Source organism: Pseudomonas solani (genome assembly GCF_026072635.1).
Taxonomy (GTDB): Bacteria; Pseudomonadota; Gammaproteobacteria; order Pseudomonadales; family Pseudomonadaceae; genus Metapseudomonas; species Metapseudomonas solani.
The window spans coordinates 3032853-3057315 of sequence record NZ_AP023081.1 but is presented as its reverse complement, the minus strand read 5'-3'; the positions used below and the strand labels follow the sequence as shown (position 1 = coordinate 3057315).

The following is a 24463-nucleotide window of genomic DNA, read 5'->3' as shown; positions in this document are numbered from 1 at the left end:
CCTCGGTCAGCGCTTGGCGCCACGGACCTCGGCGGCACGCAGCAGCGGTGCCAGCTTGTCCAGCACGCCGTTGACGAACTTGTGTCCGTCGGTAGCGCCGAAGACCTTGGCCAGCTCGATGCCTTCGTTGATCACCACACGGTAGGGCACGTCGACGCGGTTGCGCAGCTCGTAGGTTGAGAGGCGCAGCACCGCGAGTTCGACCGGGTCGACTTCCGCCAGGGGCCGATCCAGGCAAGGCGTGAAGGCCTCGTCGATCTCGGTCACCTGGCGCGGTACGCCGTGGAGGATCTCGTGGAAGTAGGCACCGTCGACCGCCGAGAAATCGTTGTCGACGCGGAACTGCGCCTCGATTTCATTGAGCGTCTGGCCGGCGATGTGCCACTGGTACAGGGCCTGGACGGCCAGGCTGCGGGCCTGGCGGCGCGCAGCGGTCTTGCCCTTGGCGACGGGCTTGTTGGCTTCGTCCGGGTTGTCGATGTCGCTGTTGAAACTCACTTGGCCTCCAAGGCCGCCAGCAGGCTGACCATTTCGAGGGCGGACAGGGCAGCTTCGGCGCCCTTGTTGCCGGCCTTGGTGCCGGAGCGTTCGATGGCCTGCTCGATGGAGTCGACCGTCAGCACGCCGAAGGCAACCGGTACGCCGAACTCCATGGACACCTGGGCCAGGCCCTTGGTGCACTCACCGGCGACGTATTCGAAGTGCGGGGTGCCGCCACGGATCACGGCGCCGAGGGCGATGATCGCTGAGTACTCGCCGCGCTGGGCGACTTTCTGCGCCACCAGCGGGATTTCGAAAGCACCCGGGGCACGGATGATGGTGATGTCGCTTTCATTCACGCCGTGGCGTACCAGGGCGTCTACGGCGCCGCTCACCAGGCTTTCTACGACGAAGCTGTTGAAGCGGCCGACCACCAGGGCGAAGCGGCCTTTGGGGGCGATGAAGGTACCTTCGATGGTCTTCAGGGTCATGGCGGGTTCTCGTTCATTAAAGAGCGAGGGCGCGTTCACGGCATGTGGCGCGCCCTACGGGTCATTCAGCGGGCAGGTATTCTACAACTTCCAGGTCGAAACCGGATATCGCATTGAACTTCATCGGCGAACTCATGAGGCGCATCTTGCGCACACCGAGATCGCGAAGAATCTGCGAGCCGGCCCCGACTGTGCTGTAGGTGGCGGGGTTGGTGACCTTGGCATCGCTGCCCAGCTGGCGCTCCAGATGCGCCAGCAACTGCGGGCCGGTCAGCGGGTTGCCCAGCAGCAGCACGACGCCGCTGCCGGCCTTGGCCACTTCCTTCATCGCCGCGCGCAGGCTCCAGCGGCCTTCCTGGTTGACCATGAACAGGTCGCGCAGGGGGTCCATGTTGTGCACGCGCACCAGGGTCGCCTCTTCCGGGCTGATGGTGCCCAGGGTCAGCGCCATGTGCACGTCGCCCTCGACGGCGTCGCGGTAGGTGACCAGGTTGAACTGGCCCAGCTCGCTGTCCAGCGGCTGCTCGGCGATGCGCTCGACGGTGCGTTCGTGGATCAGCCGGTAGTGGATGAGGTCGGCGATGGTGCCGATCTTGATCCCGTGCTCGGCGGCGAAGGCCTCCAGCTCGGGGCGACGGGACATGGTGCCGTCGTCGTTCATCACTTCGCAGATCACCCCGGACGGCTCGAAGCCGGCCATGCGCGCCAGGTCGCAGGCCGCCTCGGTGTGGCCGGCGCGGGCCAGCACGCCGCCGGGCTGGGCCATCAGCGGGAAGATGTGGCCGGGGCTGACGATGTCGTCGGCCTTGGCGCCCTTGGCGGCTGCAGCCTGCACGGTGCGTGCGCGGTCGGCGGCGGAGATGCCGGTGGTGACGCCTTCGGCGGCCTCGATGGAGACGGTGAACTTGGTGCCGAAGCCGGAGCCGTTGCGCGGGGCCATCAGCGGCAGCTTGAGGGTCTCGCAGCGCTCGCGGGTCATGGGCATGCAGATCAGGCCACGGGCGAAGCGCGCCATGAAGTTGATGTGCTCGGCCTGCACGCACTCGGAGGCCATGATCAGGTCGCCTTCGTTCTCGCGGTCTTCGTCATCCATGAGGATGACCATCTTGCCCTGGCGGATGTCTTCGATCAGTTCGTCAACGCTATTGAGAGCCATGGGCCCTCCTTTTGAATTCAGTGTTTGAGGTAGCCGTGTTCGGCGAGGAAGCTTTCGGTCAGGCCCGAGGCGGCGGGCTCGGCGGCCTTGTCGCCCAGCAGCAGGCGCTCCAGGTAACGCGCCAGCAGGTCGACCTCAAGGTTGACCTGCCTGCCCGGCCGGTAGTCGGCCATGATGGTTTCATCCAGGGTGTGCGGAACGATGGTCAGCTCGAATTCGGCGCCATTGACCGCGTTCACCGTCAGGCTCGTGCCGTCGACGGTGATCGACCCCTTCAGGGCTATGTACTTCGCCAGTTCACGCGGTGCGCGGATCCTGAATTGCACGGCACGGGCATTGTCTTCCCGCGCCACTATCTCGCCCACACCGTCGACATGACCGCTGACCAGGTGCCCGCCGAGGCGGCTGGTGGGGGTCAGGGCCTTTTCCAGGTTGACCTTGCTGCCGGTCTTCAGGTCGATGAAGGCGGTACGGGCCAGGGTTTCGCGACTGACGTCGGCCCAGAAGCCGTCGCCAGGCAGTTCCACCGCGGTGAGGCAGACGCCGTTGACGGCGATGCTGTCGCCGAGCTTCACATCGCCCAGGTCGAGCTTGCCGGTGGCCACGTAGACGCGCACGTCACCGCCCTTGGGGGTGATGGCGCGGATGCTGCCGATCGCTTCGATTATGCCGGTGAACATGGGACCTCCACTGCAACAGGATGGCCGGTGCGCAAGGCCCGGGAGCGCATTATAGGCGCCCGGGATGCGCTCGCGGTCATCCACGCAGACGATGCTGCGAGAGCCGGGAGAAAGGTATGGGACATCGTTGAACTCCTGTTTATGAAAAAACAGGGCACGTTGGATCGAAAGGGACTTCGCAGGCGCGCAGAAACACGCCCAGGCAGGCAATCCCGTTCTCTCTTCATCCGGACTATGACCGTCGGCCCCGGAATCACACCGGGTCTGCTGACCTTGCGACTAAGCAAGCGCTCGCGGGCTATGCGCAACGCGCAATTACCGCCGGTGGGGACTTTCACCCCGCCCTGAGAACGATTCGGCCACTGGCGTGGCCGAGGCGGTTTTTTAACACAAGGAGGGGAAGGCGCCAAGCTGGAAGCTGGAAGCTGGAAGCTGGAAGCGACAAGTGTGCCGGCTTCAGGCTTCAGGCTTCAGGCTTCAGGCTTCAGGCTTCAGGCTTCGAGCTTGCGACCGGCACCGCAATGATCCGCCAGTCATCCCCGACCGCGCGCATCTCGACGATCTTCAGCTGCGGCGCCTCGGCCATCCGTGCCAGGGGCCAGTCCAGCAGCGGGCGGGCGCTGGAGCCGAGGATGCGCCCGGCCATGAAGATCTGGTACTCGTCCACCAGCCCGGCACGGGCGAAGGCGCCGGCCAGGCGGGGGCCGGCTTCCACCAGCACTTCATTGGCGCCGCGCGAGGCCAGCTCGGCCAGCAGGCGCTTGAGGTCGACGTGGCCATTGCTGCCCGGCACCGCCAGCAGCTCGTGGCCATCGTCCTGGAAGCGGTCGCGCGCGGCGGCGGCAGCGCAGGTGGCCACCAGTGCCGGGCCGGCCTGGAAGAAGGGGGCGGACAGCGGCACGCGCAGGCGGCCATCCACCAACACGCGCAGCGGCGGGCGATCCAGCGCCAGGGCGGTGAGCTCGGCATTCAAGCCCAGCTCGTCCGGGCGCACGGTGAGGCGCGCGCCATCGGCGAGCACGGTGTCGGCCCCGGTCAGCACCACGCTGGCGCGGGCGCGCAGGCGCTGCACGGCGGCGCGGGCATCGGGCCCGGTGATCCACTGGCTTTCGCCACTGGCCATGGCGGTGCGGCCGTCCAGGCTCATCGCCAGCTTGACGCGGACGAAGGGCAGGCCCTGTTCCATGCGCTTGATGAAGCCGGCATTCAGCGCACGGGCTTCGGCTTCCAGCACACCGCTCTGCACGGCGATGCCGGCCTGCATCAGGCGCAGCAGGCCACGGCCGGAGACTTCTGGGTTGGGGTCCTGCATCGCCGCCACCACCCGCGCCACACCGGCATTGACCAGGGCATCGGCGCAGGGCGGCGTGCGGCCATGGTGGCTGCAGGGTTCGAGGGTGACGTAGGCGGTGGCGCCACGGGCCTTGTCGCCGGCCTGGCGCAGGGCGTGGACTTCGGCATGGGGCTCGCCGGCGCGGGCATGCCAGCCTTCGCCGACGATGCGCCCGTCCCGGACGATCACACAGCCGACGCGGGGGTTCGGATGGGTGGAATACAGGCCCTTGCGGGCCAGCTCGAGTGCGCGGGCCATGAAGGCCTGATCGTTCTGGGTCATGCCTTAGTCTTTCGAGGGCTCACGGGCCAGGCGCTCGATTTCCTCGCGGAACTCGTTGAGGTCCTGGAATCGGCGGTAGACCGAAGCGAAACGGATATAGGCGACTTCGTCGAGCTTCTGCAGCTCCAGCATCACCAGTTCGCCGAGCACGCGGGACTTCACCTCGCGCTCGCCGGTGGCGCGCAGCTTGTGCTTGATATGGGCGATGGCCTCTTCGAGGCGCTCGATGCTCACCGGGCGCTTCTCCAGCGCGCGCTGCATGCCGGCGCGGAGCTTTTCCTCGTCGAAGGGCTGGCGGCTGCCGTCCTGCTTGATCAGCCGGGGCATGACCAGTTCGGCGGTCTCGAAGGTGGTGAAGCGTTCCTCGCACGCCAGGCATTCACGGCGGCGGCGGACCTGATCGCCTTCGGCGACCAGTCGCGAATCGATCACCTTGGTGTCATGGGCGCCACAGAAGGGACAGTGCATGGTGGGCGACAACTGCGGAAAAAGAAGGCCACATGGTAGCGCATCTCCCCCGCAAGACAAGCCGCGGGCTTTGCGTTATAAGGCCGCCCAGAGCCCTCCGCAACAAAGGCCAGGAGTCATCGATGCGTGCCCTTTCCGTCCTTTCCCTCGCCGCCCTGCTGGTCGCCTGCTCCAGCGAGCCGCCCGTCGCGCCCACGTCAGCCTCCAAGCCGGCCGCGCCTCGCCAGCAGGCCGAAGAACCCACGCCCGCCCACCTGCGCGAGCTCAGGGGCCAATTGCTCGGCGCCCCGGCCGGCAGCGAAGTGGAAATGGCCCTGCTGGTGATCGACGACCGTGACCGCCCGCAGCAGCTGCTGGCCAGCCTGCGCCTCTCCGGCACCGGCCAGGCCCTGCCCTTCAAACTGACCTTCAACCCCGAGGTGTTCCCCCAGGGCCGGCGCGTCGAGCTGCGCGCCCGGGTCAGCCAGTCCGGCCAGTTGGTGCAGCGCCTGGCACCGCAGCGCATCCTCCAGGCCGAGAGCCAGGCCCTCGGCCCGTTGCAGCTGGAGCGCGCACCATGACACCCCCCGAAGGCCTGCAGCGCGCCCTCGGCGACCTGCTCGGCGACGCCCGCCTCAGTGCCGAGACGCTGCCGGGCACCGACCTGCGCCTGTGGCTGATCGACGGCGCCAACATGGACCGTGCCTTCAACCCCGAGGAAACCCGGCGCATCCTCGAAGAGCCGCCCTACTGGTGCTTCTGCTGGGCCAGCGGCCTGGCCCTGGCGCGCTGGTTCGCCGAGCGCCCCGACTGGGTGGCCGGCAAGCGCGTGCTGGACTTCGGTGCGGGCTCCGGTGTCGCCGCCATCGCCGCGGCCAAGGCCGGCGCGGCGGAAGTGGTGGCCTGCGACCTCGACCCGCTGGCCCTGGAGTCATGCCGCGCCAACGCGGCCCTCAATGGCGTGGAACTGGGCTACTCCGAGGACTTCTTCGCCGAAGCGGACCGCTTCGACCTGATCGTGGTCGCCGACGTGCTCTACGACCGCGCCAACCTGCCCCTGCTCGACCACTTCCTCAGCCGTGGCCGCGAAGCCCTGGTGGCCGACTCCCGCGTCCGCGACTTCGCCCACCCGCACTACAACCGCCTGGCCATGCTCGAAGCCTGCACCTGGCCGGACCTGGCCGAGCCCGAGGAATTCCGCCACGTGAGCCTGTATCACGCAGTGAGATAACGACGAGCCCCGGTAGGCGGCTGCAAGCGGCAGCCGTATCATTCGCCCATCCCTTGCGCACTCGAGAACCCCGATGAGCGACACGCCCTATATCTTCGATACCACCGCCGCCGACTTCGACCAGGCGGTGATCCAGAACTCCTTCCACAAGCCGGTCCTGGTGGACTTCTGGGCCGAGTGGTGTGCGCCCTGCAAGGCGCTGATGCCGCTGCTGGCGCAGATCGCCGAGTCGTACCGGGGCGAGCTGCTGCTGGCCAAGGTCAACTGCGACATCGAGCAGGACATCGTCATGCGCTTCGGCATCCGCAGCCTGCCCACGGTGGTGCTGTTCAAGGACGGCCAGCCGGTGGACGGCTTCGCCGGCGCGCAACCGGAATCGCAGATCCGTGCCATGCTCGAACCCCATGTGCAGCAGCCCGCACCGGCCGCTGCCGACCCGCTGGAAACTGCCCAGGCGCTGTTCACCGAAGGCCGTATCGGCGATGCCGAAACCCTGCTCAAGCAGGTGCTGACCGAAGACAACAGCAACGCCGCCGCGCTGATCCTCTATGCGCGCTGCCTGGCCGAGCGCGGTGAGCTGGGCGAAGCCCAGGCGGTACTGGATGCGGTGAAGAGCGATGAGCACAAGCAGGCCCTGGCCGGTGCCCGCGCCCAGCTGACCTTCCTGCGCCAGGCCGCCGACCTGCCGGAAGCCGCCGACCTGAAATCACGCCTGGCACAGAACGCCGAGGACGACGAGGCCAGCTACCAGCTGAGCATCCAGCAACTGGCCCGCCAGCAGTACGAGCCGGCGCTGGACGGCCTGCTCAAGCTGTTCGTGCGCAACCGCAGCTACGCCGAAGGCATCGCCCACAAGACCCTGCTGCAGGTGTTCGACCTGCTGGGCAACGACCACCCGCTGGTCACCACCTACCGCCGCAAGCTGTACCAGGCGATCTACTGATCGCTCGACCCACGTAGGTTGGGCTGAGGTACGAAGCCCAACGCAGCGAAGCCCACATCCATCACGTTGGGCCTCGCTGCGCTAGGCGCCAACCGACGGCGCTTACCCCTTCCAGATATAGACGGGCGCGTCGCCGCCCATCTCCAGCTGCACCTGCTCGCTGTGGCGCAGCCGCACCAGCAGGCGTTTGCCCGCAGCGGCGCCACCGGCCAGGGCTTCCAGCTCCACCAAAAGGCGCGGCCCCTCGATGCGCCCGGCGCCCTGCAACAGGCCCAGCGCGGCATCCCACAGGGCATCGTTGCGCTTCGGCGCGGCAGGCGTGGCGACAGGGGCAGGAGCCGACGGCGCCTCGACGCTGACCTGCAATTGCCCGCCCAGGCGCTGCCAGTCCTCCTCGTCCATCTCCACCGTCAGGTCGACCGGCCAATCGCCGATCCGTCCACGAATTCGCAGCATGTCCAGTTCCCCGGGTTTGAATCGGGCAATGCTCCCACGCCCCTCCACAAGGCGCCAAGCAGCACTGGCATGGCCAACGCAAAGTTGTTATAACGTAACACCTCATTTCAGCCCCCACCCCGGAGTGCCCCATGCGCCGCCTGCTGATCGCCCTGCCCTTCGCCCTGCTGCCCCTGGCCACCGCCCAGGCCCATGACCACGAACACGAGGAACACGGCAGCCTCGGCGCCCACGAACACGGCGTGGCGCGGATGAACGTCGCCCTGGACGGCAACAGCCTGGAGCTGGAGCTGGAAAGCCCGGCCATGAACCTGGTGGGCTTCGAGCACGCCGCCAACAGCGACGCCGACAAGGCCAAGGTCGCCGCCGCCCGCGCCCAGCTGGAAAAGCCCCTGGAGCTGTTCGCCATTCCCCTGGTCGCCGGTTGCAAGGTCGCCGGCCAGGAGCTGGAAAGCCCGCTGTTCGGCAATGCCCCGGAACACGAGCATGAACACGAAGACGCCGACCACGATGAAGCGGAAGGCCACGAGCACCACCACGAGCACAGCGAGATCCACGCCCACTACCAGCTGGAATGCGCCAAGCCCGAAAACCTCAAGACCCTGGACCTCAAGGCGCTGTTCACGCGCTTCCCCGCCACCCAGAAAATTCAGGTACAACTGATCGGCCCGCAGGGCCAGCAAGGCGCCGAACTGACCCCTGCCAGCCCTTCCCTGAGCTTCTGAACCCGATGAACCGGCCGGGGCAACCCGGCCGGCACCCCATGAGCCAGACACTGATCGAAATCACCGACCTGGGCTTCGCCTGGCCGGGCCACGCCGAATTGCTCGACATCCCCGCCTTCGCCCTGCAAAGCGGGGAGACCCTCTTCCTCAAAGGCCCCAGCGGCAGCGGCAAGACCACCCTGCTGGGCCTGCTGGGCGGCGTGCAGACCCCCGGCCGTGGCAGCGTCAACCTGCTGGGCCGCGACCTGGGCAAGATGGCCTCCGGCGCCCGCGACCGCTTCCGCGTCGACCACACCGGCTACATCTTCCAGCAGTTCAACCTGCTGCCCTTCCTGTCCGTACGCGAGAACGTCGAGCTGCCCTGCCACTTCTCGCGCCTGCGGGCCCAGCGCGCCCAGCAGCGCCACGGCAGCGTGGCCCAGGCCGCCACCACCCTGCTCGGCCACCTGGGCCTGGCCGCCAGCCTGCTGGAGCGCCGCGCCGATGCCCTGTCCATCGGCCAGCAGCAGCGCGTCGCCGCCGCCCGCGCACTGATCGGCCAGCCGGAACTGGTGATCGCCGACGAACCCACCTCGGCCCTGGATGCCGACGCCCGGGAAAGCTTCCTCCAGTTGCTCTTCGGCGAATGCCGCGAGGCCGGGGCCAGCCTGCTGTTCGTCAGCCACGACCAGAGCCTGGCAGCGCTCTTCGATCGCAGCCTGTCGCTGCTGGAACTGAACCGCGCTGCGCGCCCGCAGGAGGCCTGAGATGTATCTGTTCCGCCTGGCCCTGGCGAGCCTCGCCAACCGCCGCTTCACCGCCCTGCTCACGGTCTTCGCCATCGCCCTTTCCGTCTGCCTGCTGCTGGCGGTCGAGCGGGTGCGCACCGAGGCCCGTGCCAGCTTCGCCAGCACCATCAGCGGCACCGACCTGATCGTCGGCGCTCGCTCCGGTTCGGTGAACCTGCTGCTGTATTCGGTATTCCGCATCGGCAACGCCACCAACAACATCCGCTGGGACAGCTTCGAAACCCTCGCCCACAACCCCAAGGTGAAGTGGGCCATCCCCATCTCCCTGGGTGACTCCCACAAGGGCTACCGGGTGATGGGCACCAGCGAAGCCTATTTCGAACACTACCGCTACGGCCGCGCCCAGCCGCTGAAGCTGGCCGAAGGCAAACCCTTCGCCGACATGTTCGACGTGGTACTCGGCGCCGAAGTGGCCGAAGCCCTGAAATACAAGCTGGGCGACAAGGTGGTGCTGTCCCACGGCGTCAGCACCGTCAGCCTGGTACAGCATGACGACAAACCCTTCACCGTGGTCGGCGTCCTCGAACGCACCGGCACGCCGGTGGACCGTACCCTGCACATCTCCCTGGCGGGGATGGAGGCGCTGCACGTCGACTGGCAGAACGGCGTGCCCGCCCGCGGTGCCGGCAAGGTCAGCGCCGAGCAGGCCCGCGCCCTGGACCTGCAACCCAAGGCCATCACCGCCTTCCTGCTTGGCCTCAACAGCAAGATCGCCACCTTCGCCGTGCAACGGGAGATCAATGAATTCCGTGGCGAGCCGCTGCTGGCGATCCTCCCCGGCGTCGCCCTGCAGGAGCTCTGGAGCCTGATGGGCACCGCCGAGAAGGCGCTCTTCGTGGTCTCGCTGTTCGTGGTGCTCACCGGGCTGATCGGCATGCTCACCGCCATCCTCACCAGCCTCAACGAGCGCCGCCGCGAGATGGCCATCCTGCGCTCGGTGGGCGCACGCCCCTGGCATATCGCCAGCCTGCTGGTGCTGGAAGCCTTCGCCCTGGCCCTGGCCGGTGCAGTGCTCGGCTTGGTGGTGCTTTACCTCGGTATCGCCCTCGCCCAGGGCTACGTGCAGGCCAACTACGGCCTCTACCTGCCGCTGGCATTGCCAAGCCGCTATGAGTGGACGTTGCTGGGCGGTATCCTGGCCGCCGCCCTGCTGATGGGCGCCGTGCCGGCTTGGCGCGCCTATCGGCAATCCCTGGCCGACGGCCTGTCCATTCGCCTGTGAGCCCACGATGAAACGCGCCCTGCTGGCCCTTCCGGCCCTGATCCTGCTGACCGCCACCGGCCTCTGGGCCGGTGAGGTCCGTGAACTGACCTGGTCCGAGCTGATCCCCGCCGACGCTCCGCCGCCACCGCCCCCCGCGCCCATCCACGACCTCTCGCAACTGGCCGACTCCCTGGCCGCCGAGGCGGGCCCGGCCGCCACCCAGCAGTCGCCGACCGCTCCGGTGGTGCCGACGCTGGATGGCCTGGAAGTGAAGCTGCCCGGCTATATCGTGCCGCTGGACGTGACCGAAGAAGGCCGCGTGACCGACTTCCTGCTGGTCCCCTACTTCGGTGCCTGCATCCACGTGCCGCCACCGCCGTCGAACCAGATCGTCCACGTCACCAGCGAACTCGGCGTGCTGATGGACGCGCTCTATCAGCCGTTCTGGATCGAAGGGCCGTTGCAGGTGAAATCCAGCACCAGCGAACTGGCCGAGGCCGGCTACCAGATGGAAGCCAGCAAGATCTACCCCTACGAGATCCCCGAGAGCTGATAAGCAAGCCTGCTAACGAACTCACCACGGCATTGAGCTAGATCAAGGTGCCGTGGTTCGCGCTCCCCGAAACTGAGCCCAGCCAACACAAGCTCATGACCTCGGAGCCAATAAATGAAAACGCCGTTCCTAGCCGCCTCCCTTCTCGCCCTCGCTGTGGCCGCCCCTCTGGCCCAGGCGCACCAGGCGGGTGACATCCTCGTTCGTGCCGGTGCCATCACCGTCAACCCGAAAGCCGACAGCTCCAGCGTCCAGGTGGACCGCGGCGCCCTGGCCGGTCTCGACCTGGGTGGCAAGGCCACCATGGACAGCGACACCCAGCTGGGCCTGAACTTCGCCTACATGCTGACCGACCACTTCGGCCTGGAACTGCTGGCTGCCACCCCCTTCGAGCACGAAGTGAAGCTCAAGGGCACCGGCCTGGACGCCGCCAACGGCAGCCTGGGCTCGCTGAAGCACCTGCCGCCGACCCTGAGCGTCGTGTACTACCCGCTGGAATCCCAGTCGGCCTTCCAGCCCTACGTGGGCGCCGGCATCAACTACACCTGGATCTATGACGAGCACGTGGGCAGCGGCGCAACCGCAGCCGGCTTCGACAACTTCCGCGTGAAGAACTCCTGGGGCCTGGCCTGGCAGGTCGGCGCCGACTACATGCTGACCGACAGCATCATGGTCAACGCCCAGGTGCGCTACATCGACATCGACACCACGGCCTATGTCGACAACACCGCCCTGAACGTACGCGCCAAGGTGGACGTGGATGTCGACCCGTGGGTCTACATGGTCGGCCTGGGCTACAAGTTCTAAGCCCAACCGCACTGAACAAAGGCGCCTTCGGGCGCCTTTTTCGTTGGCATCACCGGCCCATCTGGTGGGATGAAAAAAGGCTTTTTGCGGTAAGTGTTGCTAGAGGATTTGAGCCCAGCTGATTGCTGAGTTTTGCTAGTACTTCTGGTTTCGCCCACCCGGGCGAGTCCCTTTTCCAATCGCTGGAACGCCAGCCCGGTGAAAAGAAACCAAAAAACTTGGCCCTCCATACGGGTCTGGCGGCTGCTCCAGCTTTCTTCGCCCAACGCATCACATCGATGTGCGCCCCCAGCGCGCACGTAGTGGCGGCAGCTTTCGTAGGATGGCGTAGAGCGAAGCGAAACCCATGCGGTGGAGGGCGTCCGGAAGACACCGTGCTTGAGCCCTTGCTTTAAAACCACAACAGCTAACGCAGACAGAGCCAAAAAAGGCGCCTCGCGGGCGCCTTTTCCATTCGGCTCAGCGGCCCAGCAAGTGGGCCAGGCCGACCGCCAGGGGCGTCGGCTCGGGGAAGGCGAAGCGCTCCAGCAGGCGACCGTTGTCCGCCAGGGAGTGGCGGATGTCACCAGAGCGCGCTTCGGCGTAGCTGATGGCCGGCAGTTCGCCCACCACGCTGCCAATGGCGGCGAGCAGGTCCTTGAGGCTGGTGGAGCGCTGCAGGCCGACGTTCACTGGGCCGGCTTCGACGCTGGGGTTTTCCAGGGCCTGCACCAGCACCTGCACCAGGTCGCCGACATAGACGAAGTCACGGGTCTGCTCACCGTCACCGAAGAGGGTGATCGGCGTGCCGGCCAGGGCGCGCTCGGTGAAGATGCTGATCACCCCGGAATAGGGCGAGGACGGGTCCTGGCGCGGGCCGAAGATGTTGAAGAAGCGGAACACCGCCGGCTCCAGGCCGTGCTGGCGACGGTAGAAATCCAGGTACTGCTCGCTGGCCAGCTTGTCCACCGCGTAGGGGGTCAGCGGCGCGGTGGGAGTGTTTTCGTCGATGGCCTGGCCTTCGCCGTTCTGGCCGTAGACCGAGGCGCTGGAGGCGAACACCACGCGCTTCACGCCGTGCTCGCGCATGGCTTCGCACACATTGAGCGTGCCGATGAAGTTGGCCTGGTGGGTGGCCACCGGGTCGTCCACCGAAGCCGGCACCGAGGCCACCGCGGCCAGGTGCGCCACCGCCTTGCAGCCGGCCATGGCACGGCTTACCAGCGCAGCGTCGGCGACGTTGCCTTCGATGAGTTCGACGCGGGAATCGTGCAACGGCAGGTTGTCGCGCTTGCCGGTGGACAGGTCGTCGAGGATGCGCACGGAATGCCCGCGCGCCAGCAGCGCGTCCACCAGGTTGGAGCCGATGAAGCCGGCGCCGCCGGTAACGAGGATGGGGGAATCAGCCATGGCGGTAGTAACGATCCAGGAGAGCGGGCAACGCCGCGCGCCAGGCGCGGGGCTTGATGCCGAATGTATGGAGGATTTTCTTGCAGGCCAGCACCGCGTGCTGCGGCTCGTCCGCCGCATCGGGACGGGCGGCGTGGGCCTGGGGAGTGATTTCCTGCACCTTCAGCGTGTGCAGGTTGCGGGCTTCGGCCAGCACCGCCTGGCCAAGCGCCAGGGTGGTGGTCGCCTCGTGGCCACCGTAGTGGTAGGTGCCCCAGAGCGGCGCCGCGCAGTCCAGCTGCTTGAGCACCGCAAGCATCACCCGCGCGGCATCATCCACCGGCGTGGGGTTGCCACGACGGTCGTCGGCCAGCATCAGCTCGTCGTCCCGCTCGGCCCGGGCGAGGAAGCGCCCGAGGATGCCTTCGTTGCTGTCATCCAGCAGCCAGCCGAAACGCAGCAGCACGTGCTTGGGGCACACCGCGCGCACGCTCTGCTCGATGCGCCACAGGGACTGCCCGCGCAGGCTGAGGGGGATGGTCTCGTCCTTCTCGTTGTAGGCGGTGGCCCGGGCGCCGTCGAAGACGCGGTAGCTGGAAGGCTGCAGCAGGACGATGCCGTGGTGCTGGCAGAGCTCGGCCAGGCGCTCCACCGCGCGTTCCTGCGCGGCGAAGCGGCCCGCGCTGGCCTCTTCGGCCTGGAACCAGTCGAAGTAGTAGGCGAGGTTGATCACCGCATCGGGGCGGGTGTCGTCGAGCAGCTGGGTCAGGCTGGCGGCATCCCAGCCCTGTTCGGGCGGGCGCGGGGCGAGGAACCCTACATCATCCTCGGCCCCCAGGCGGATAAGCGCCTGGCCAAGGGCATTGCCACCGCCCAGGAGCATCAAGCGCATACGCATAGACAGAAGGTCGCTTAAAGCCAGTGGGTGTTAACGATCAGCCGTCGTCCCGCGATAGCGCCCTCCCTGTGACCAGGAAGATCGCCGTGACGGGGACATCGGGCACGCAAGCCAGCGGCCGTTTCCGACCGGGAAAGACGCATTCTGCTTATTTCCCGGCGCTGCGTCACTAGTGGCGCGCCATGCGGCACGCCACTTCAGCCCTGTGGAGGCTCCGTTGGGCGGTAGAGGTGGGCGTGATCGGGGTGGTAGAGCGAGGAATCGGTGAAGCCTTCGGCAGCCAGCACCCGCCCCACGAGGATCAGCGCGGTGCGGCGGAAATCCTTCTGCGCCACCCGTGCCTCGATGTCCGCCAGGGTGCCGGTCACCCAGTCCTGGTCGGGCCAGCTGGCGCGGTGCACCACGGCCACGGGGCAATCGGCGCCATAGTGCGGCAGCAGTTCTTCGACGATGCGCGGCAGGTGGCTGACGCCCAGGTGGATGGCCAGGGTTGCGCGGTGCTGCGCCAGCTCCGCCAGGGATTCGCCCTCGGGCATCCGCGTGCGGGTGGCGAAGCGGGTGAGGATCAGCGTCTGGGAAATATCCGGCAGGGTCAGCTCGGTGCCGAGCAACGCGGCGCAGGCGGCGGTGGCGGTGACGCCGGGCACCACCTCATAGGGAATGCCCAGCGCGCGCAGGTGGCGGATCTGCTCGCCGATGGCGCCATACAGCGAGGGGTCGCCGGAATGCACCCGGGCCACGTCCTGGCCACGCCCGTGGGCCTCGGCCAGCAGGGCGACTATCGCCTCCAGGTGCAGCTCGGCGGTGTTCACCACCCGCTCGGCGCTATGCCCATCCAGCACCGCTTCCGGCACCAGGGAACCGGCGTAGAGGATCACCGGGCAACTGCGGATCAACCGCTGGCCCTTGACCGTGATGAGTTCCGGATCGCCGGGGCCGGCGCCGATGAAATAGACCGTCATGGGGTATCCACATCCTCAAGGGGGCAGGCCAGCGCACAGGTGGCGTTGGCACTGCGGCGTTTCTCCACCAGCAACCGCGCCGGGCGGCCGGCCAGGGCCTCGGCCTGTACCAGCGCGGCGGCTTCGGCGATGCCGGGGCTGCCGGTTTCCCGCAGGGCGATGGCCGACAGGCCGGACAAGCGCCCCTCGCAGGCCGCCAGCTGCGCCGCCGGCAGCAGCGCCAGGGGCAAGCGAAGGGTCAGCGCCAGGGCCTGCAACCCCGGCTCATCGGCTTTGCTGTCGACACTGGCCAGGGCGCTGAGATCGCCGGGTACAAGTTCGTACTCGGCCAGGGCAGCGTCGAGCAGCGCGCGCAGCTCCTGCTCCGAGCAGCCGCGCCGGCAACCGAGGCCGGCCACCAGGGTCATCGCCCGGCCTCACAAAACAAAACCCCGCGAAGGGCTGGGCCCTGCGCGGGGTCGATCGGCAGCGAAGCCCGGCTCACGCCAGGTCTTGGCTCGCGGAGCGCTGGTACAGCCAGGCAGCGGCCCAACCCAGGGCGCCCCAGAACAGCGCGTTGGTCACCAGCGAGGCGGCGATGAACTCGTGCTCCAGCGCTTCCGGCGCCAGGCTCGCATGCACTTCAGGCTGCGGTGCGCCGACCACATGGGGGATCACCAGCAGCGCCAGGCCGACGATGCGCAGGACCCAGTTGCGGCCGAAGGCGATCAGCGCCAGGCCAGCGGCAGTGGAGGCGGCGGTGCCGATCCACCAGACCTGGCGCTGGGCCAGGTCGGCGGCTGCGGTACCCGGCAGCTCCGGCGGCAGGCCGAGGGACGGCGCCAGGGCGAAGGTGGCGAAACCGGCCAGGCCCCAGAGCAGGCCCTGCCAGGCGCGGGTCGGGCCGCGCAGGCTGAACAGCGCGGCCAGCAGCAGGGCGAAGCCGACCGCCACCACCAGGTTGGCGCCACCGGTGGACAGGGTGCGCTGCCAGCCGTCTTCCGGCGCCCAGGCTTCGGCGTCGTGTTCATGGGCGGGCGCGCCGGCGGCGTGCTCGTGGGCGTGTTCGGTCTGCTCGGCCGATGCCGAATTCTCGAAGGTTTCCGCATGGAGAATCAGCGGGGTGACCCACAGGCTTTGCAGCAGGGTCAGCACGATGGCGGCGAAGAGACCGGCGAACCCGGCGGTCTGGGCGATGCGCTTGATCACGGTTGCGCCCTCAGTGGCAGGGGAAGGCGGAGCTGTGACGGGTATCGTGGGCAGCGTTGTGCACCGCCTCGATGTGCGAGAAGCCGGCGAAGTACACCAGCGACAGGCCCAGGAGGCTGGCACCGATGGCGATGGCCAGGCGTTTGGACAGGGGGACGGCGGCGGCCGAATGGCTCAGTGTGCTGCTGGACATGGTGCTTCCTCTGCGATGCGGGTGAGTCGGCAAGAGGAACGCGTGCGAAGAAAGCGGCCGCGCGGGGACCGCATTTCCGGCGTGCGCCCGCCCACCGCGGGTTGCCAAAAGAGTGATCAGGCCGGTCTCCGGGCTTGCGACGCCAGCCATGGCTGGTCGGGTTTGCCTTCCCATGTCCGCCGGACACAGTGGCTTACAGATCCCTACGTGCGCTTACCGTTGCGGGGGCAGCGTCGGACTCGCCCTGGGGCACACCGACTTCCCGTTTCACCTCGCGCGCGACGGCGCGAGACACCTGAAAAAACCGCACAAGAACATCACGAGTCCGACTGGCCGTCAACCGCCGCGATTGACCGCCGCCCCCGCCCTGCGTAGCCTTCGGCCCTTCGAGGTTCCGCGGCCGTGCGCCGCGGCTAAGAGGGAACACGGCCAAGCCGTGGCTGCCCCCGCAACTGTGAACAGCTGAGGTCCTATCCACAGCCACTGCCCATCGGGCGGGAAGGCGGAAGGACGGCGCATCGCGCCAGGCTGTGAGCCAGGAGACCTGCCTCGGCGAATTTCCAGACAACCGGGCGGGGTGATCCGGTGGCGAATCGGGCCCCCAGTGCCCTCGTCCCGCGCGCCCGCCGATCCGATCGACTCCCAGCAAAGGGCTGCCGCGCATGAAAACCCTGGCCAAACTCCCCGTCACCATCGTCACCGGCTTCCTCGGTGCCGGTAAGACCACCCTGCTCCGCCACATGCTCGACAACGCCGAGGGCCGCCGCATCGCGGTGATCGTCAACGAGTTCGGCGAGCTGGGCATCGACGGCGAAATCCTCAAGCAATGCTCCATCGGCTGCAGCGAGGAAGAGGCCGTGGGCCGCGTCTTCGAACTGGCCAACGGCTGCCTGTGCTGCACCGTGCAGGAGGAGTTCTTCCCGGTGATGCGCGAACTGGTGGCCCGCCGTGGCGACCTCGACCAGATCCTCATCGAGACCTCCGGCCTGGCCCTGCCCAAGCCCCTGGTGCAGGCCTTCCAGTGGCCGGAGATCCGCAGTGCCTGCACCGTGGACGCGGTGATCACCGTGGTCGACAGCCCCGCCGTCGCCGCCGGCACCTTCGCCGCCCACCCCGAGCAGGTGGACGAGCAACGCAAGCAGGACCCGAACCTCGACCACGAGTCGCCCCTGCACGAACTCTTCGAAGACCAGCTGGCCAGCGCCGACCTGGTGATCCTCAACAAGGCCGACCTGCTCGACGCCGACGCCCTGGCCGCCGTGCGCGCCGAAGTGGCCGAGGAGCTGCCGCCGGCGGTGAAGATCGTCGAAGCCAGCGCCGGCAAGCTGCCGCTCTCCGTGCTGCTGGGCCTGAACGCCGAAGCCGAGGCGCACATCGGCAGCCGCGCCACCCACCACGACCACGAAGGGCACGAGGACCACGACCACGACGAGTTCGACTCCTTCCACGTCGACCTGCCGGAAGTGGAAGAGGCCGCCCTGCTGGCCGCCCTCGGCCAACTGGTGGAGCGCCACGACGTGCTGCGCATCAAGGGCTTCGCCGCCATCCCCGGCAAGCCCATGCGCCTGCTGGTACAGGGCGTCGGCAAGCGCTTCGACAAACACTTCGACCGCAAGTGGCTGGCCGACGAAACCCGCGCCACCCGCCTGGTGGTGATCGGCCAGGAGCTGGACCCGGCCACCATCGCCAACGAACTGCGCACTGCCCTGGCGTAACCGCCGAACCGGCTCCTCTCCCCCGGGAGAGGGCCGCACCACCGAGCCAAGGCCCGAGCCATGCACCTGCTGCGCACCCAACCTGGCGGCTTCGTCCCCGACGACGGCATCGCCCACCTGGCCCAGACGCCCGCCGAGCTGGTGATCCTCTGCAGCGGTGATTCGCACCTGGCGCTGCTGGCCGAGGCCGCCCGCGAGCTGCCGGCGGACTACCCCAGCCTGCGCCTGGCCAACCCCATGCAGCTGCAGAACCACGCCTCGGTGGACCTTTACGTCGACGAGGTGCTGCAGCACGCCAAGGTCATCCTCATCTCCGTGCATGGCGGCGTCGGCTACTGGCGCTACGGCATCGAGCAACTGGTGGCCCTGGCCGAGCGCGGCACGCAGCTGATCCTGGTGCCCGGCGACGACCGCCCCGACCCGGAGCTGGCCCGCCTGTGCAGCGTCCCGGAAGAAGACGCCGAGCGCTGCTGGCAGTACCTGCGCCAAGGCGGCCTGGATAACGCCCGGCAGCTGTTCGCCAGCCTCGCCAGCCGCTGCCTGGGCCGCGACTACCCGTGGCAGGCGCCCAGCACCCTGCCCCGCGTTGCCGTGCATCACCCGCACCAGCGCCCCGCTCATCTCGACCACTGGCGCGCCGACTGGCGGGAGGGCCAGCCGGTGGCGGCCCTGCTGTTCTATCGCACCCACCTGCAGGCGGCGAACACCGCCTTCATCGACGCCTTCTGCGAGCGCCTCGCCGCCGTCGGCATCAACCCGCTGCCCATCGCGGTGGCCAGCCTCAAGGAAGCCGAGTGCCTGGCCGTGGTCGAGGACTGGCTGGACGCCGTCGATGCCGAGCTGATCATCAACACCACCGGCTTCGCCCAATCCAACCCCGACTCACCCGGCCAACGCCCGTTCCGCCGCGACGTGCCGGTGCTGCAGGCCATCTGCTCGCTGGACAACCAGCCGCTCTGGGAAGAGAACCCGCAAGGCCTCGGCCCGCGCGACCTGGCCATGCACATCGCCCTGCCGGAGCTGGACGGGCGCATCATCACCCGCCCCATCAGCTTCAAGGGCCTGGCCTGGCGCAGCGAGCGCAGCCAGAGCGACGTGGTGTGCTACCTGCCCCACCTCGAACGCATGGATTTCGTCGCCGAACTGGCGCGCCGCTGGCTGCTGCTGGGGCGCAAGGCCAACGCCGACAAGCGCGTGGCGCTGATCCTCGCCAACTACCCCACCCGCGACGGCCGCATTGGCAACGGCGTGGGCCTGGACACCCCGGCCGCCGCGCTGAACATCCTCCGCGCCCTGGAGGCCGAGGGTTACCCCTGGCCGGTCTGCCGGAGAGCGGCACGGCACTTATCCACAGTCTGCTGGGCGGCGTCAGCAACGACCTCGACAGCCTCGACGCACGCCCCTGCGCCCAAAGCCTGGCGCTGGACGCCTACCTGGCCTGCTTCGCCCGCCTGCCCGAGGCCAACCAGCGGGCGGTGACGGAGCGCTGGGGCGAACCGCAGCAGGACCCGATGTTCCGTGCCGGGCGCATGATGATCGCCGGCCTGCGCTTCGGCCTGGCCTTCGTCGGCATCCAGCCGGCGCGTGGCTACCAGCTGGACCCGGCAGCCATCTACCACGACGCCGCGCTGGTGCCGCCCCACGGCTACCTGGCCTTCTACTTCTGGCTGCGCGAGGTGTTCGGCGCCGACGCGCTGGTGCACGTCGGCAAGCACGGCAACCTGGAATGGCTGCCGGGCAAGGGCGTCGGCCTCTCCGCCGAGTGCTGGCCGGATGCGGTGATGGGCCCGCTGCCGAACATCTACCCCTTCATCGTCAACGACCCCGGCGAAGGCGCCCAGGCCAAGCGCCGCGCCCAGGCGGTGATCATCGACCACCTGATGCCGCCGCTGACCCGCGCCGAGAACTACGGCCCGTTGCGCGACCTGGAGCGCCTGGCCGACGAGTACTACGACGCCTCGCTGCTGGACCCGCGCCGCGCCGTGCAACTGCGCGGCGAAATCCTCGAGCTGGTGAAGGCCACCGCGCTGGACCGCGAGCTGGAGCTGAGCATCAGCGACGACCCGGAAAGCTGGCTGCCGCAGCTGGATGCCTACCTCTGCGACCTCAAGGAATCGCAGATCCGCGACGGCCTCCACGTGTTCGGCGAATCCCCCGTCGGCGGCCTGCGCGACGACACCCTGCTGTCCCTGGTGCGCATCCCCCGGGGGGACGGCAAGGGCGCCAACGCCAGCCTGCTGCGTGCGCTCGCCACCGACCTGCAACTGAGCCGCGACCCGCTGGACTGCAACTGGGCCGAGCCCTGGGAAGGCCCGCGCCCGGCGCTGCTGGAGCGGGTCAGCATCGATCCCTGGCGCAGCAACGGCGACACCCGCGAGCGCCTGGAGCTGCTGGCCCTGGAGATGATCCGGGCGACTGATCATCCGTCGGTGGGCCCCGCCAGCGACCTGGTTATCCACAGCCTGCGCCAGGTCGTCGCCCCGGCCCTGGACGCCTGCGGCCCCGCCGAAATCGGCGGCGTGCTGGCCGCCCTGGAAGGCCGCTTCGTGCTGCCCGGCCCCAGCGGCGCCCCCAGTCGCGGGCGCCTCGACACCCTGCCCACCGGGCGCAACTTCTTCACCCTGGACGTGCGCAACCTGCCCACGCCCACCGCCTGGCGCCTGGGCTTCCAGTCCGCCAGCCTGCTGCTGGAACGCCACCTGCAGGACGAGGGCGACCACCTGCGCCAGCTCGGCCTTTCCGTCTGGGGCACCGCCACCATGCGCACCGGCGGCGACGACATCGCCCAGGCCCTGGCGCTGATGGGCGTGCGGCCGGTGTGGCAGGCCGGCAGCCAGCGCGTGGAAGACTTCGAGATCCTGCCGCTGTCGCTGCTCGACCGCCCCCGGGTGGACGTGACGCTGCGGGTATCGGGCTTCTTCCGCGATGCCTTCGCCAACCTCATCCGCCTGTTCGATGCCGCCGTGCAGGCCGTAGCCGAACTGGACGAGCCCGAGGACATGAACCCCCTGGCCGCGCGGGTGAAACTGGAAAGCGCCCGCCTCGCCGCCGAAGGGCTGGCCGTGGACGACGCGCGGTTGCAGGCCGGCTGGCGCATCTTCGGCGCCCAGCCCGGGGCCTATGGCGCCGGCGTACAGGGCGCCATCGAGGAGCGCCAATGGCAGGACCGCGCCGAACTGGCCGAGGTGTATTTGAACTGGGGTGGCTACGCCTACGGTGCCCAGGATGCCGGCACGCCCGCGCGGGCGCGCTTCGCTCAACGCCTGGAGCGGCTGCAGGCGGTGCTGCAGAACCAGGACAACCGCGAGCACGACATCCTCGACTCCAACGATTACTACCAGTTCCAGGGCGGCATGCTCGCCGCCGCCGAGACCCTGCGCGGCGAGAAAGTGGCCAGCTACCACGGCGACCACAGCCAGCCGGACCTGCCACGCATCCGCTCGCTGAAGGAAGAGCTCGGCCGCGTGGTGCGCTCGCGCGCAGCCAACCCCAAGTGGATCGCCGGCATGAAGCGACACGGCTACAAGGGCGCCTTCGAGCTGGCGGCGACCGTGGACTACCTGTTCGCCTTCGACGCCACCAGCGAGCTGATCGACGACCACCAGTACCAGCTGCTGGCCGACGCCTACCTGATGGACGCCGACACCCGCGACTTCATCCAGCAGCACAACCCCGACGCTCTGCGCGACATCGCCGAGCGCCTGGTGGAAGCCCAGCAACGCGGCCTCTGGGAACACCCCGGCGACTACCGCGAGGCCATCGAGAACCTGCTGCTGGATATCGAGGAGCAGTAGCCCCCGGCGCGCCCCCTCACCACAACCCCGGCGCCCTTGTAGGAGCGAGCTCTGCTCGCGAACACCCCCGGCACGAAGCCCCACCGGCACACGCGGGTTTCACCCGCCCTACGCTCGAACCGGCGGGGCAACGCCCCGCCCACCGATGATTACCCGCGCAACCGCGCCGCCGCCTCCCGCAGGATGCGCTCGGTGCCGTCCCAGCCCAGGCAGCCATCGGTGATGGACACGCCGTAGCTCAGGTCGCAGGACAGCGACTGCGCGCCGTCGAACAGGTGGCTCTCGATCATCACCCCGCGCAGGGCGTCCTGGCCGGCCAGGCGCTGGTCGATCACGTCCGCCAGCACCGCCGGCTGACGCAGCGGGTCCTTGCCGCTGTTGGCATGGCTGCAGTCGACCATGATGCGCGGTGCGATACCGAGCTTCTCCAGCCCCGCACGTGCCGCCGCGACACTGGCTGCGTCATGGTTCGGGCCCTGGTGGCCGCCACGCAGTACCAGGTGCGTATCGGCGTTGCCGGCGGTCTGCACCAGCGCCGGGCGGCCCTGGTCGTCGATGCCGAAGTGCTGGTGTGCGTGGGCCGCCGAGCGCATGGCGTCGGTGGCGATGCCGAGGCTGCCGTCGGTGCCGTTCTTGAAGCCCACCGGCAGGTCGAGGCCGCTGACCATCTCGCGATGCACCTGGGATTCGCTGGTGCGCGCACCGATGGCGGCCCAGCCCAGCAGGTCATCGAAGTAGCCGGCGGCCAGGGGTTGCAGCAATTCCGTGGCCACCGGCAGCCCCAGCTCGATCATCTGCAGCATCAGCCGGCGGCTGAGCGCCAGGCCGGCCGCCATATCGCCACTGCCATCCAGGTGCGGGTCGTACACCAGCCCCTTCCAGCCCACCGTAGTGCGCGGCTTCTCGACGTAGGCGCGCATCACCAGCAGCAACTGGTCGCTCACCTCCGGCGCCAGCGCGGCGAGGCGGCGGGCGTAGTCGAGGGCGGATTCGGGATCGTGGATGGAACAGGGGCCGACCACCACCAGCAGGCGCGGGTCGTCGCCATCCAGCACCGCGCGCACGGCATCGCGCTGGGCACGGACCTGGCGGGCCAGGGCATCGTGCAGCGGCAGGCGCTGGCGCAGTTCGGCGGGGGTGGGCAGCGGTTGGGTGCTGCGCGAGGGGGACGCCAGGCTTTCCAGCGGCAGGGCGTGGAGGGGCTGGGCGGCGATGGGCGATACGGAAACGGAATTCATGACGGGCATCCTCGGCCGGCGCGGTTCGGTCCGCGCGCGGCGCTCTAACTGGGTGTTCGATTCAGGGGTGTGAGTGCGGCGGCGAAGCGGCTAAATCGCCAGTCGGAGTTGCGGTAATAGGTGGCGTAGGTGCGGTAGCTGATCATGGTGCGATCCTCGGATTACGTGCGTTTGGCCTTGTGGGCCCTGGAAAAACAAAAACCCCCGGGCGGGTTGCCGACCGGGGGTTTTGTGGAGCTTTGGTTGGCGACCCTGCTGGAGTGGGCCGCCTGATCAGGTATCAGGCCAGCCCGTGGCTAAACCAATACCCATAGAAATAGCTGGCCGCAGCAGCCACGCGCGCACGTGCCGGGCGCTGGGCCTGGCAAGCGGTGAGCGGAGTGGAAGCGAGCTGCGGCATGACGATCTCCAAAGCGAATGCTGGCCAAATTACTGCATCGCCGGCCGCCGTTCAATCACTGATTTCTATCGGCGCGTTCGGCCTTTCGCTACCATGCCGCGATGCGTTTTCAGGAACCCGTCATGTCCGAGCTCCCCCACTTCCCCTTGAGCGCCGTGGTCGCCGCCGACGAGCTGAAGCTCGCGCTGTACCTGGCAGCCATCGACCCGGCCATCGGCGGTGTGCTGATCGAAGGCCCGCGCGGCATGGCCAAGTCCACCCTGGCCCGGGGCATCGCCGACCTGCTGCCGCAAGGCATCTTCGTCACCCTGCCCCTGGGCGCCAGCGAGGAACGCATCGTCGGCACCCTCGACCTCGACGCGGCCCTGGGCGAAGGCCGTGCGCAGTTCTCCCCCGGCGTCCTGGCCAAGGCCCACGGTGGCGTGCTCTATGTCGACGAGGTGAACCTGCTGCCCGACCACCTGGTGGACCTGCTGCTGGACGTCGCCGCCAGCGGCGTCAACCTGGTGGAGCGCGACGGCCTGTCCCATCGCCACGCCGCGCGCTTCGTGCTGATCGGCACCATGAACCCCGAGGAAGGCGAGCTGCGCCCGCAACTGCTGGACCGCTTCGGCCTCAAGGTCACCCTCGACGGCCAGCCGCAACCGGCCGAGCGCGCCGAAATCGTGCGCCGCCGCCTGGCCTTCGACGCCGACCCGCAGGGTTTCATCGCCCAGTGGGACGCCCCGCAGCAGGCCCTCGCGCGCCGTTGCCAGGACGCCCGCGAACGCCTCGCCACCATCCCCCTGGATGACAGCGCCCTGGACCGGATCGCCCAGCGCTGTTTCGCCGCCGGCGTCGACGGCCTGCGCGCCGACCTGGTGTGGCTGCGCGCCGCCCGCGCCCATGCCGCCTGGCGTGGCGCGCCACGTATCGAGGCGGAGGATATCGACGCCGTCGAGCACTTCGCCCTGGCCCATCGCCGTCGCCACGCAACGCCACCCTCGGCCCCGCCGGCACAATCGCCCGCCTCCGCGCCGGCGCCCAGCGATGCCGCCGGCGCCGAAGGCCAGTGGGGCGAGCTGCCCGCGCAACCCGTGCCCACCGACACCCGACGCGAGCTGCCGGGCTGGCCAAAAAAGCCCTGAGCAT

Annotated in this window: 24 protein-coding genes, 1 pseudogene and 3 riboswitches; of the genes and pseudogenes, 11 read left to right on the top strand and 14 right to left on the bottom strand. The window is 68.6% G+C overall.

Annotated features, from left to right (window positions below; translation table 11 throughout):
• Positions 1-6: 6 nt before the first annotated feature.
• The 6 genes from nusB to nrdR form a co-directional block, all read right to left on the bottom strand.
• Positions 7-498 (bottom strand): transcription antitermination factor NusB, encoded by a 492-nt coding sequence (nusB, locus tag PSm6_RS13860; protein WP_021219656.1) that lies wholly within the window; start codon positions 496-498, stop codon positions 7-9.
• Entirely contained in the window at positions 495-971 is a 477-nt protein-coding gene (ribH, locus tag PSm6_RS13855) for a 6,7-dimethyl-8-ribityllumazine synthase (RefSeq protein WP_021219655.1), read from the bottom strand. Before ribH ends, nusB begins: the two co-directional genes overlap by 4 nt.
• Before the next feature lie 61 nt (positions 972-1032).
• Entirely contained in the window at positions 1033-2127 is a 1095-nt protein-coding gene (gene ribBA, locus PSm6_RS13850) for a bifunctional 3,4-dihydroxy-2-butanone-4-phosphate synthase/GTP cyclohydrolase II (protein WP_021219654.1), read from the bottom strand.
• Positions 2128-2144: 17 nt separating this feature from the next.
• Complete coding sequence (locus PSm6_RS13845) at positions 2145-2807, bottom strand: riboflavin synthase (protein ID WP_021219653.1); 663 nt, start codon at positions 2805-2807, stop codon at positions 2145-2147.
• Between the two features lie 210 nt (positions 2808-3017).
• Positions 3018-3163: riboswitch (FMN riboswitch) on the bottom strand.
• Positions 3164-3291: 128 nt separating this feature from the next.
• Positions 3292-4422 carry a bifunctional diaminohydroxyphosphoribosylaminopyrimidine deaminase/5-amino-6-(5-phosphoribosylamino)uracil reductase RibD gene (gene ribD / locus PSm6_RS13840; RefSeq protein ID WP_021219652.1) on the bottom strand — a complete coding sequence of 377 codons (1131 nt, stop codon included), beginning with the start codon at positions 4420-4422 and terminating at the stop codon, positions 3292-3294.
• Between the two features lie 3 nt (positions 4423-4425).
• Positions 4426-4890, bottom strand: coding sequence for a transcriptional regulator NrdR (gene nrdR, locus PSm6_RS13835; protein WP_031287756.1), 465 nt, complete (start codon positions 4888-4890; stop codon positions 4426-4428).
• 122 nt (positions 4891-5012) lie between these two features.
• Here nrdR and PSm6_RS13830 point away from each other — a divergent pair, with 122 nt between their 5' ends.
• The 3 genes from PSm6_RS13830 (at position 5013) to trxA (ending at position 7043) form a co-directional block, all read left to right on the top strand.
• Positions 5013-5450, top strand: coding sequence for a YbaY family lipoprotein (locus tag PSm6_RS13830; RefSeq protein ID WP_021219650.1), 438 nt, complete (start codon positions 5013-5015; stop codon positions 5448-5450).
• Positions 5447-6100, top strand: a complete 654-nt coding sequence (locus PSm6_RS13825) for a class I SAM-dependent methyltransferase (RefSeq protein WP_021219649.1) — start codon at positions 5447-5449, stop codon at positions 6098-6100. Before PSm6_RS13830 ends, PSm6_RS13825 begins: the two co-directional genes overlap by 4 nt.
• Before the next feature lie 73 nt (positions 6101-6173).
• The gene (gene trxA, locus PSm6_RS13820) at positions 6174-7043 is read left to right on the top strand and encodes a thioredoxin (RefSeq protein ID WP_021219648.1); all 870 of its coding nucleotides are present in this window, start codon (positions 6174-6176) and stop codon (positions 7041-7043) included.
• A gap of 102 nt (positions 7044-7145) precedes the next feature.
• Here trxA and PSm6_RS13815 read toward each other — a convergent pair whose 3' ends face one another.
• The gene (locus PSm6_RS13815; RefSeq protein WP_021219647.1) at positions 7146-7499 is read right to left on the bottom strand and encodes a hypothetical protein; all 354 of its coding nucleotides are present in this window, start codon (positions 7497-7499) and stop codon (positions 7146-7148) included.
• Positions 7500-7630: 131 nt separating this feature from the next.
• On the opposite strand from PSm6_RS13815, the gene PSm6_RS13810 reads away from it, so the two are divergent.
• From PSm6_RS13810 to PSm6_RS13790, 5 genes are all read left to right on the top strand, one after another.
• Entirely contained in the window at positions 7631-8224 is a 594-nt protein-coding gene (locus PSm6_RS13810) for a DUF2796 domain-containing protein (protein ID WP_021219646.1), read from the top strand.
• Positions 8225-8262: 38 nt separating this feature from the next.
• On the top strand, positions 8263-8970 hold the full coding sequence (locus tag PSm6_RS13805) for an ABC transporter ATP-binding protein (protein ID WP_021219645.1): 708 nt from the start codon (positions 8263-8265) through the stop codon (positions 8968-8970).
• A 1-nt stretch (position 8971) separates the two neighbouring features.
• Entirely contained in the window at positions 8972-10234 is a 1263-nt protein-coding gene (locus PSm6_RS13800) for an ABC transporter permease (protein WP_021219644.1), read from the top strand.
• A 7-nt stretch (positions 10235-10241) separates the two neighbouring features.
• Complete coding sequence (locus tag PSm6_RS13795; RefSeq protein WP_021219643.1) at positions 10242-10769, top strand: DUF3299 domain-containing protein; 528 nt, start codon at positions 10242-10244, stop codon at positions 10767-10769.
• 114 nt (positions 10770-10883) lie between these two features.
• Positions 10884-11576, top strand: a complete 693-nt coding sequence (locus PSm6_RS13790) for an OmpW/AlkL family protein (protein WP_021219642.1) — start codon at positions 10884-10886, stop codon at positions 11574-11576.
• Between the two features lie 459 nt (positions 11577-12035).
• Here PSm6_RS13790 and PSm6_RS13785 read toward each other — a convergent pair whose 3' ends face one another.
• The 6 genes from PSm6_RS13785 to PSm6_RS13760 form a co-directional block, all read right to left on the bottom strand.
• Positions 12036-12965, bottom strand: coding sequence for an NAD-dependent epimerase/dehydratase family protein (locus tag PSm6_RS13785; RefSeq protein WP_021219641.1), 930 nt, complete (start codon positions 12963-12965; stop codon positions 12036-12038).
• The gene (locus PSm6_RS13780) at positions 12958-13842 is read right to left on the bottom strand and encodes a sugar nucleotide-binding protein (RefSeq protein WP_021219640.1); all 885 of its coding nucleotides are present in this window, start codon (positions 13840-13842) and stop codon (positions 12958-12960) included. Before PSm6_RS13780 ends, PSm6_RS13785 begins: the two co-directional genes overlap by 8 nt.
• A 197-nt stretch (positions 13843-14039) precedes the next feature.
• The gene (gene cobM / locus PSm6_RS13775) at positions 14040-14804 is read right to left on the bottom strand and encodes a precorrin-4 C(11)-methyltransferase (RefSeq protein ID WP_021219639.1); all 765 of its coding nucleotides are present in this window, start codon (positions 14802-14804) and stop codon (positions 14040-14042) included.
• The gene (locus PSm6_RS13770; RefSeq protein WP_021219638.1) at positions 14801-15211 is read right to left on the bottom strand and encodes a cobalamin biosynthesis protein; all 411 of its coding nucleotides are present in this window, start codon (positions 15209-15211) and stop codon (positions 14801-14803) included. Before PSm6_RS13770 ends, cobM begins: the two co-directional genes overlap by 4 nt.
• 73 nt (positions 15212-15284) lie before the next feature.
• Positions 15285-15992: a CbtA family protein gene (locus PSm6_RS13765; RefSeq protein ID WP_265170395.1), complete on the bottom strand. Its 708-nt coding sequence runs from the start codon at positions 15990-15992 to the stop codon at positions 15285-15287.
• A gap of 10 nt (positions 15993-16002) precedes the next feature.
• Positions 16003-16185: a CbtB domain-containing protein gene (locus PSm6_RS13760; RefSeq protein WP_021219636.1), complete on the bottom strand. Its 183-nt coding sequence runs from the start codon at positions 16183-16185 to the stop codon at positions 16003-16005.
• Between the two features lie 102 nt (positions 16186-16287).
• A riboswitch (cobalamin riboswitch) is annotated at positions 16288-16499 on the bottom strand.
• A 58-nt stretch (positions 16500-16557) separates the two neighbouring features.
• Positions 16558-16751, top strand: a riboswitch (cobalamin riboswitch).
• A 96-nt stretch (positions 16752-16847) separates the two neighbouring features.
• Between PSm6_RS13760 and cobW the strand changes: the two genes are divergently transcribed.
• Complete coding sequence (gene cobW / locus PSm6_RS13755) at positions 16848-17900, top strand: cobalamin biosynthesis protein CobW (protein ID WP_021219635.1); 1053 nt, start codon at positions 16848-16850, stop codon at positions 17898-17900.
• 60 nt (positions 17901-17960) lie between these two features.
• Positions 17961-21694 (top strand): annotated as a pseudogene (gene cobN, locus PSm6_RS13750) (cobaltochelatase subunit CobN).
• A 149-nt stretch (positions 21695-21843) separates the two neighbouring features.
• Here the strand turns inward: cobN and PSm6_RS13745 are convergent.
• Complete coding sequence (locus PSm6_RS13745) at positions 21844-22932, bottom strand: 3-deoxy-7-phosphoheptulonate synthase (RefSeq protein ID WP_021219633.1); 1089 nt, start codon at positions 22930-22932, stop codon at positions 21844-21846.
• 522 nt (positions 22933-23454) lie between these two features.
• Between PSm6_RS13745 and PSm6_RS13740 the strand changes: the two genes are divergently transcribed.
• Complete coding sequence (locus tag PSm6_RS13740) at positions 23455-24459, top strand: magnesium chelatase ATPase subunit I (RefSeq protein ID WP_021219632.1); 1005 nt, start codon at positions 23455-23457, stop codon at positions 24457-24459.
• Positions 24460-24463: the final 4 nt, after the last annotated feature.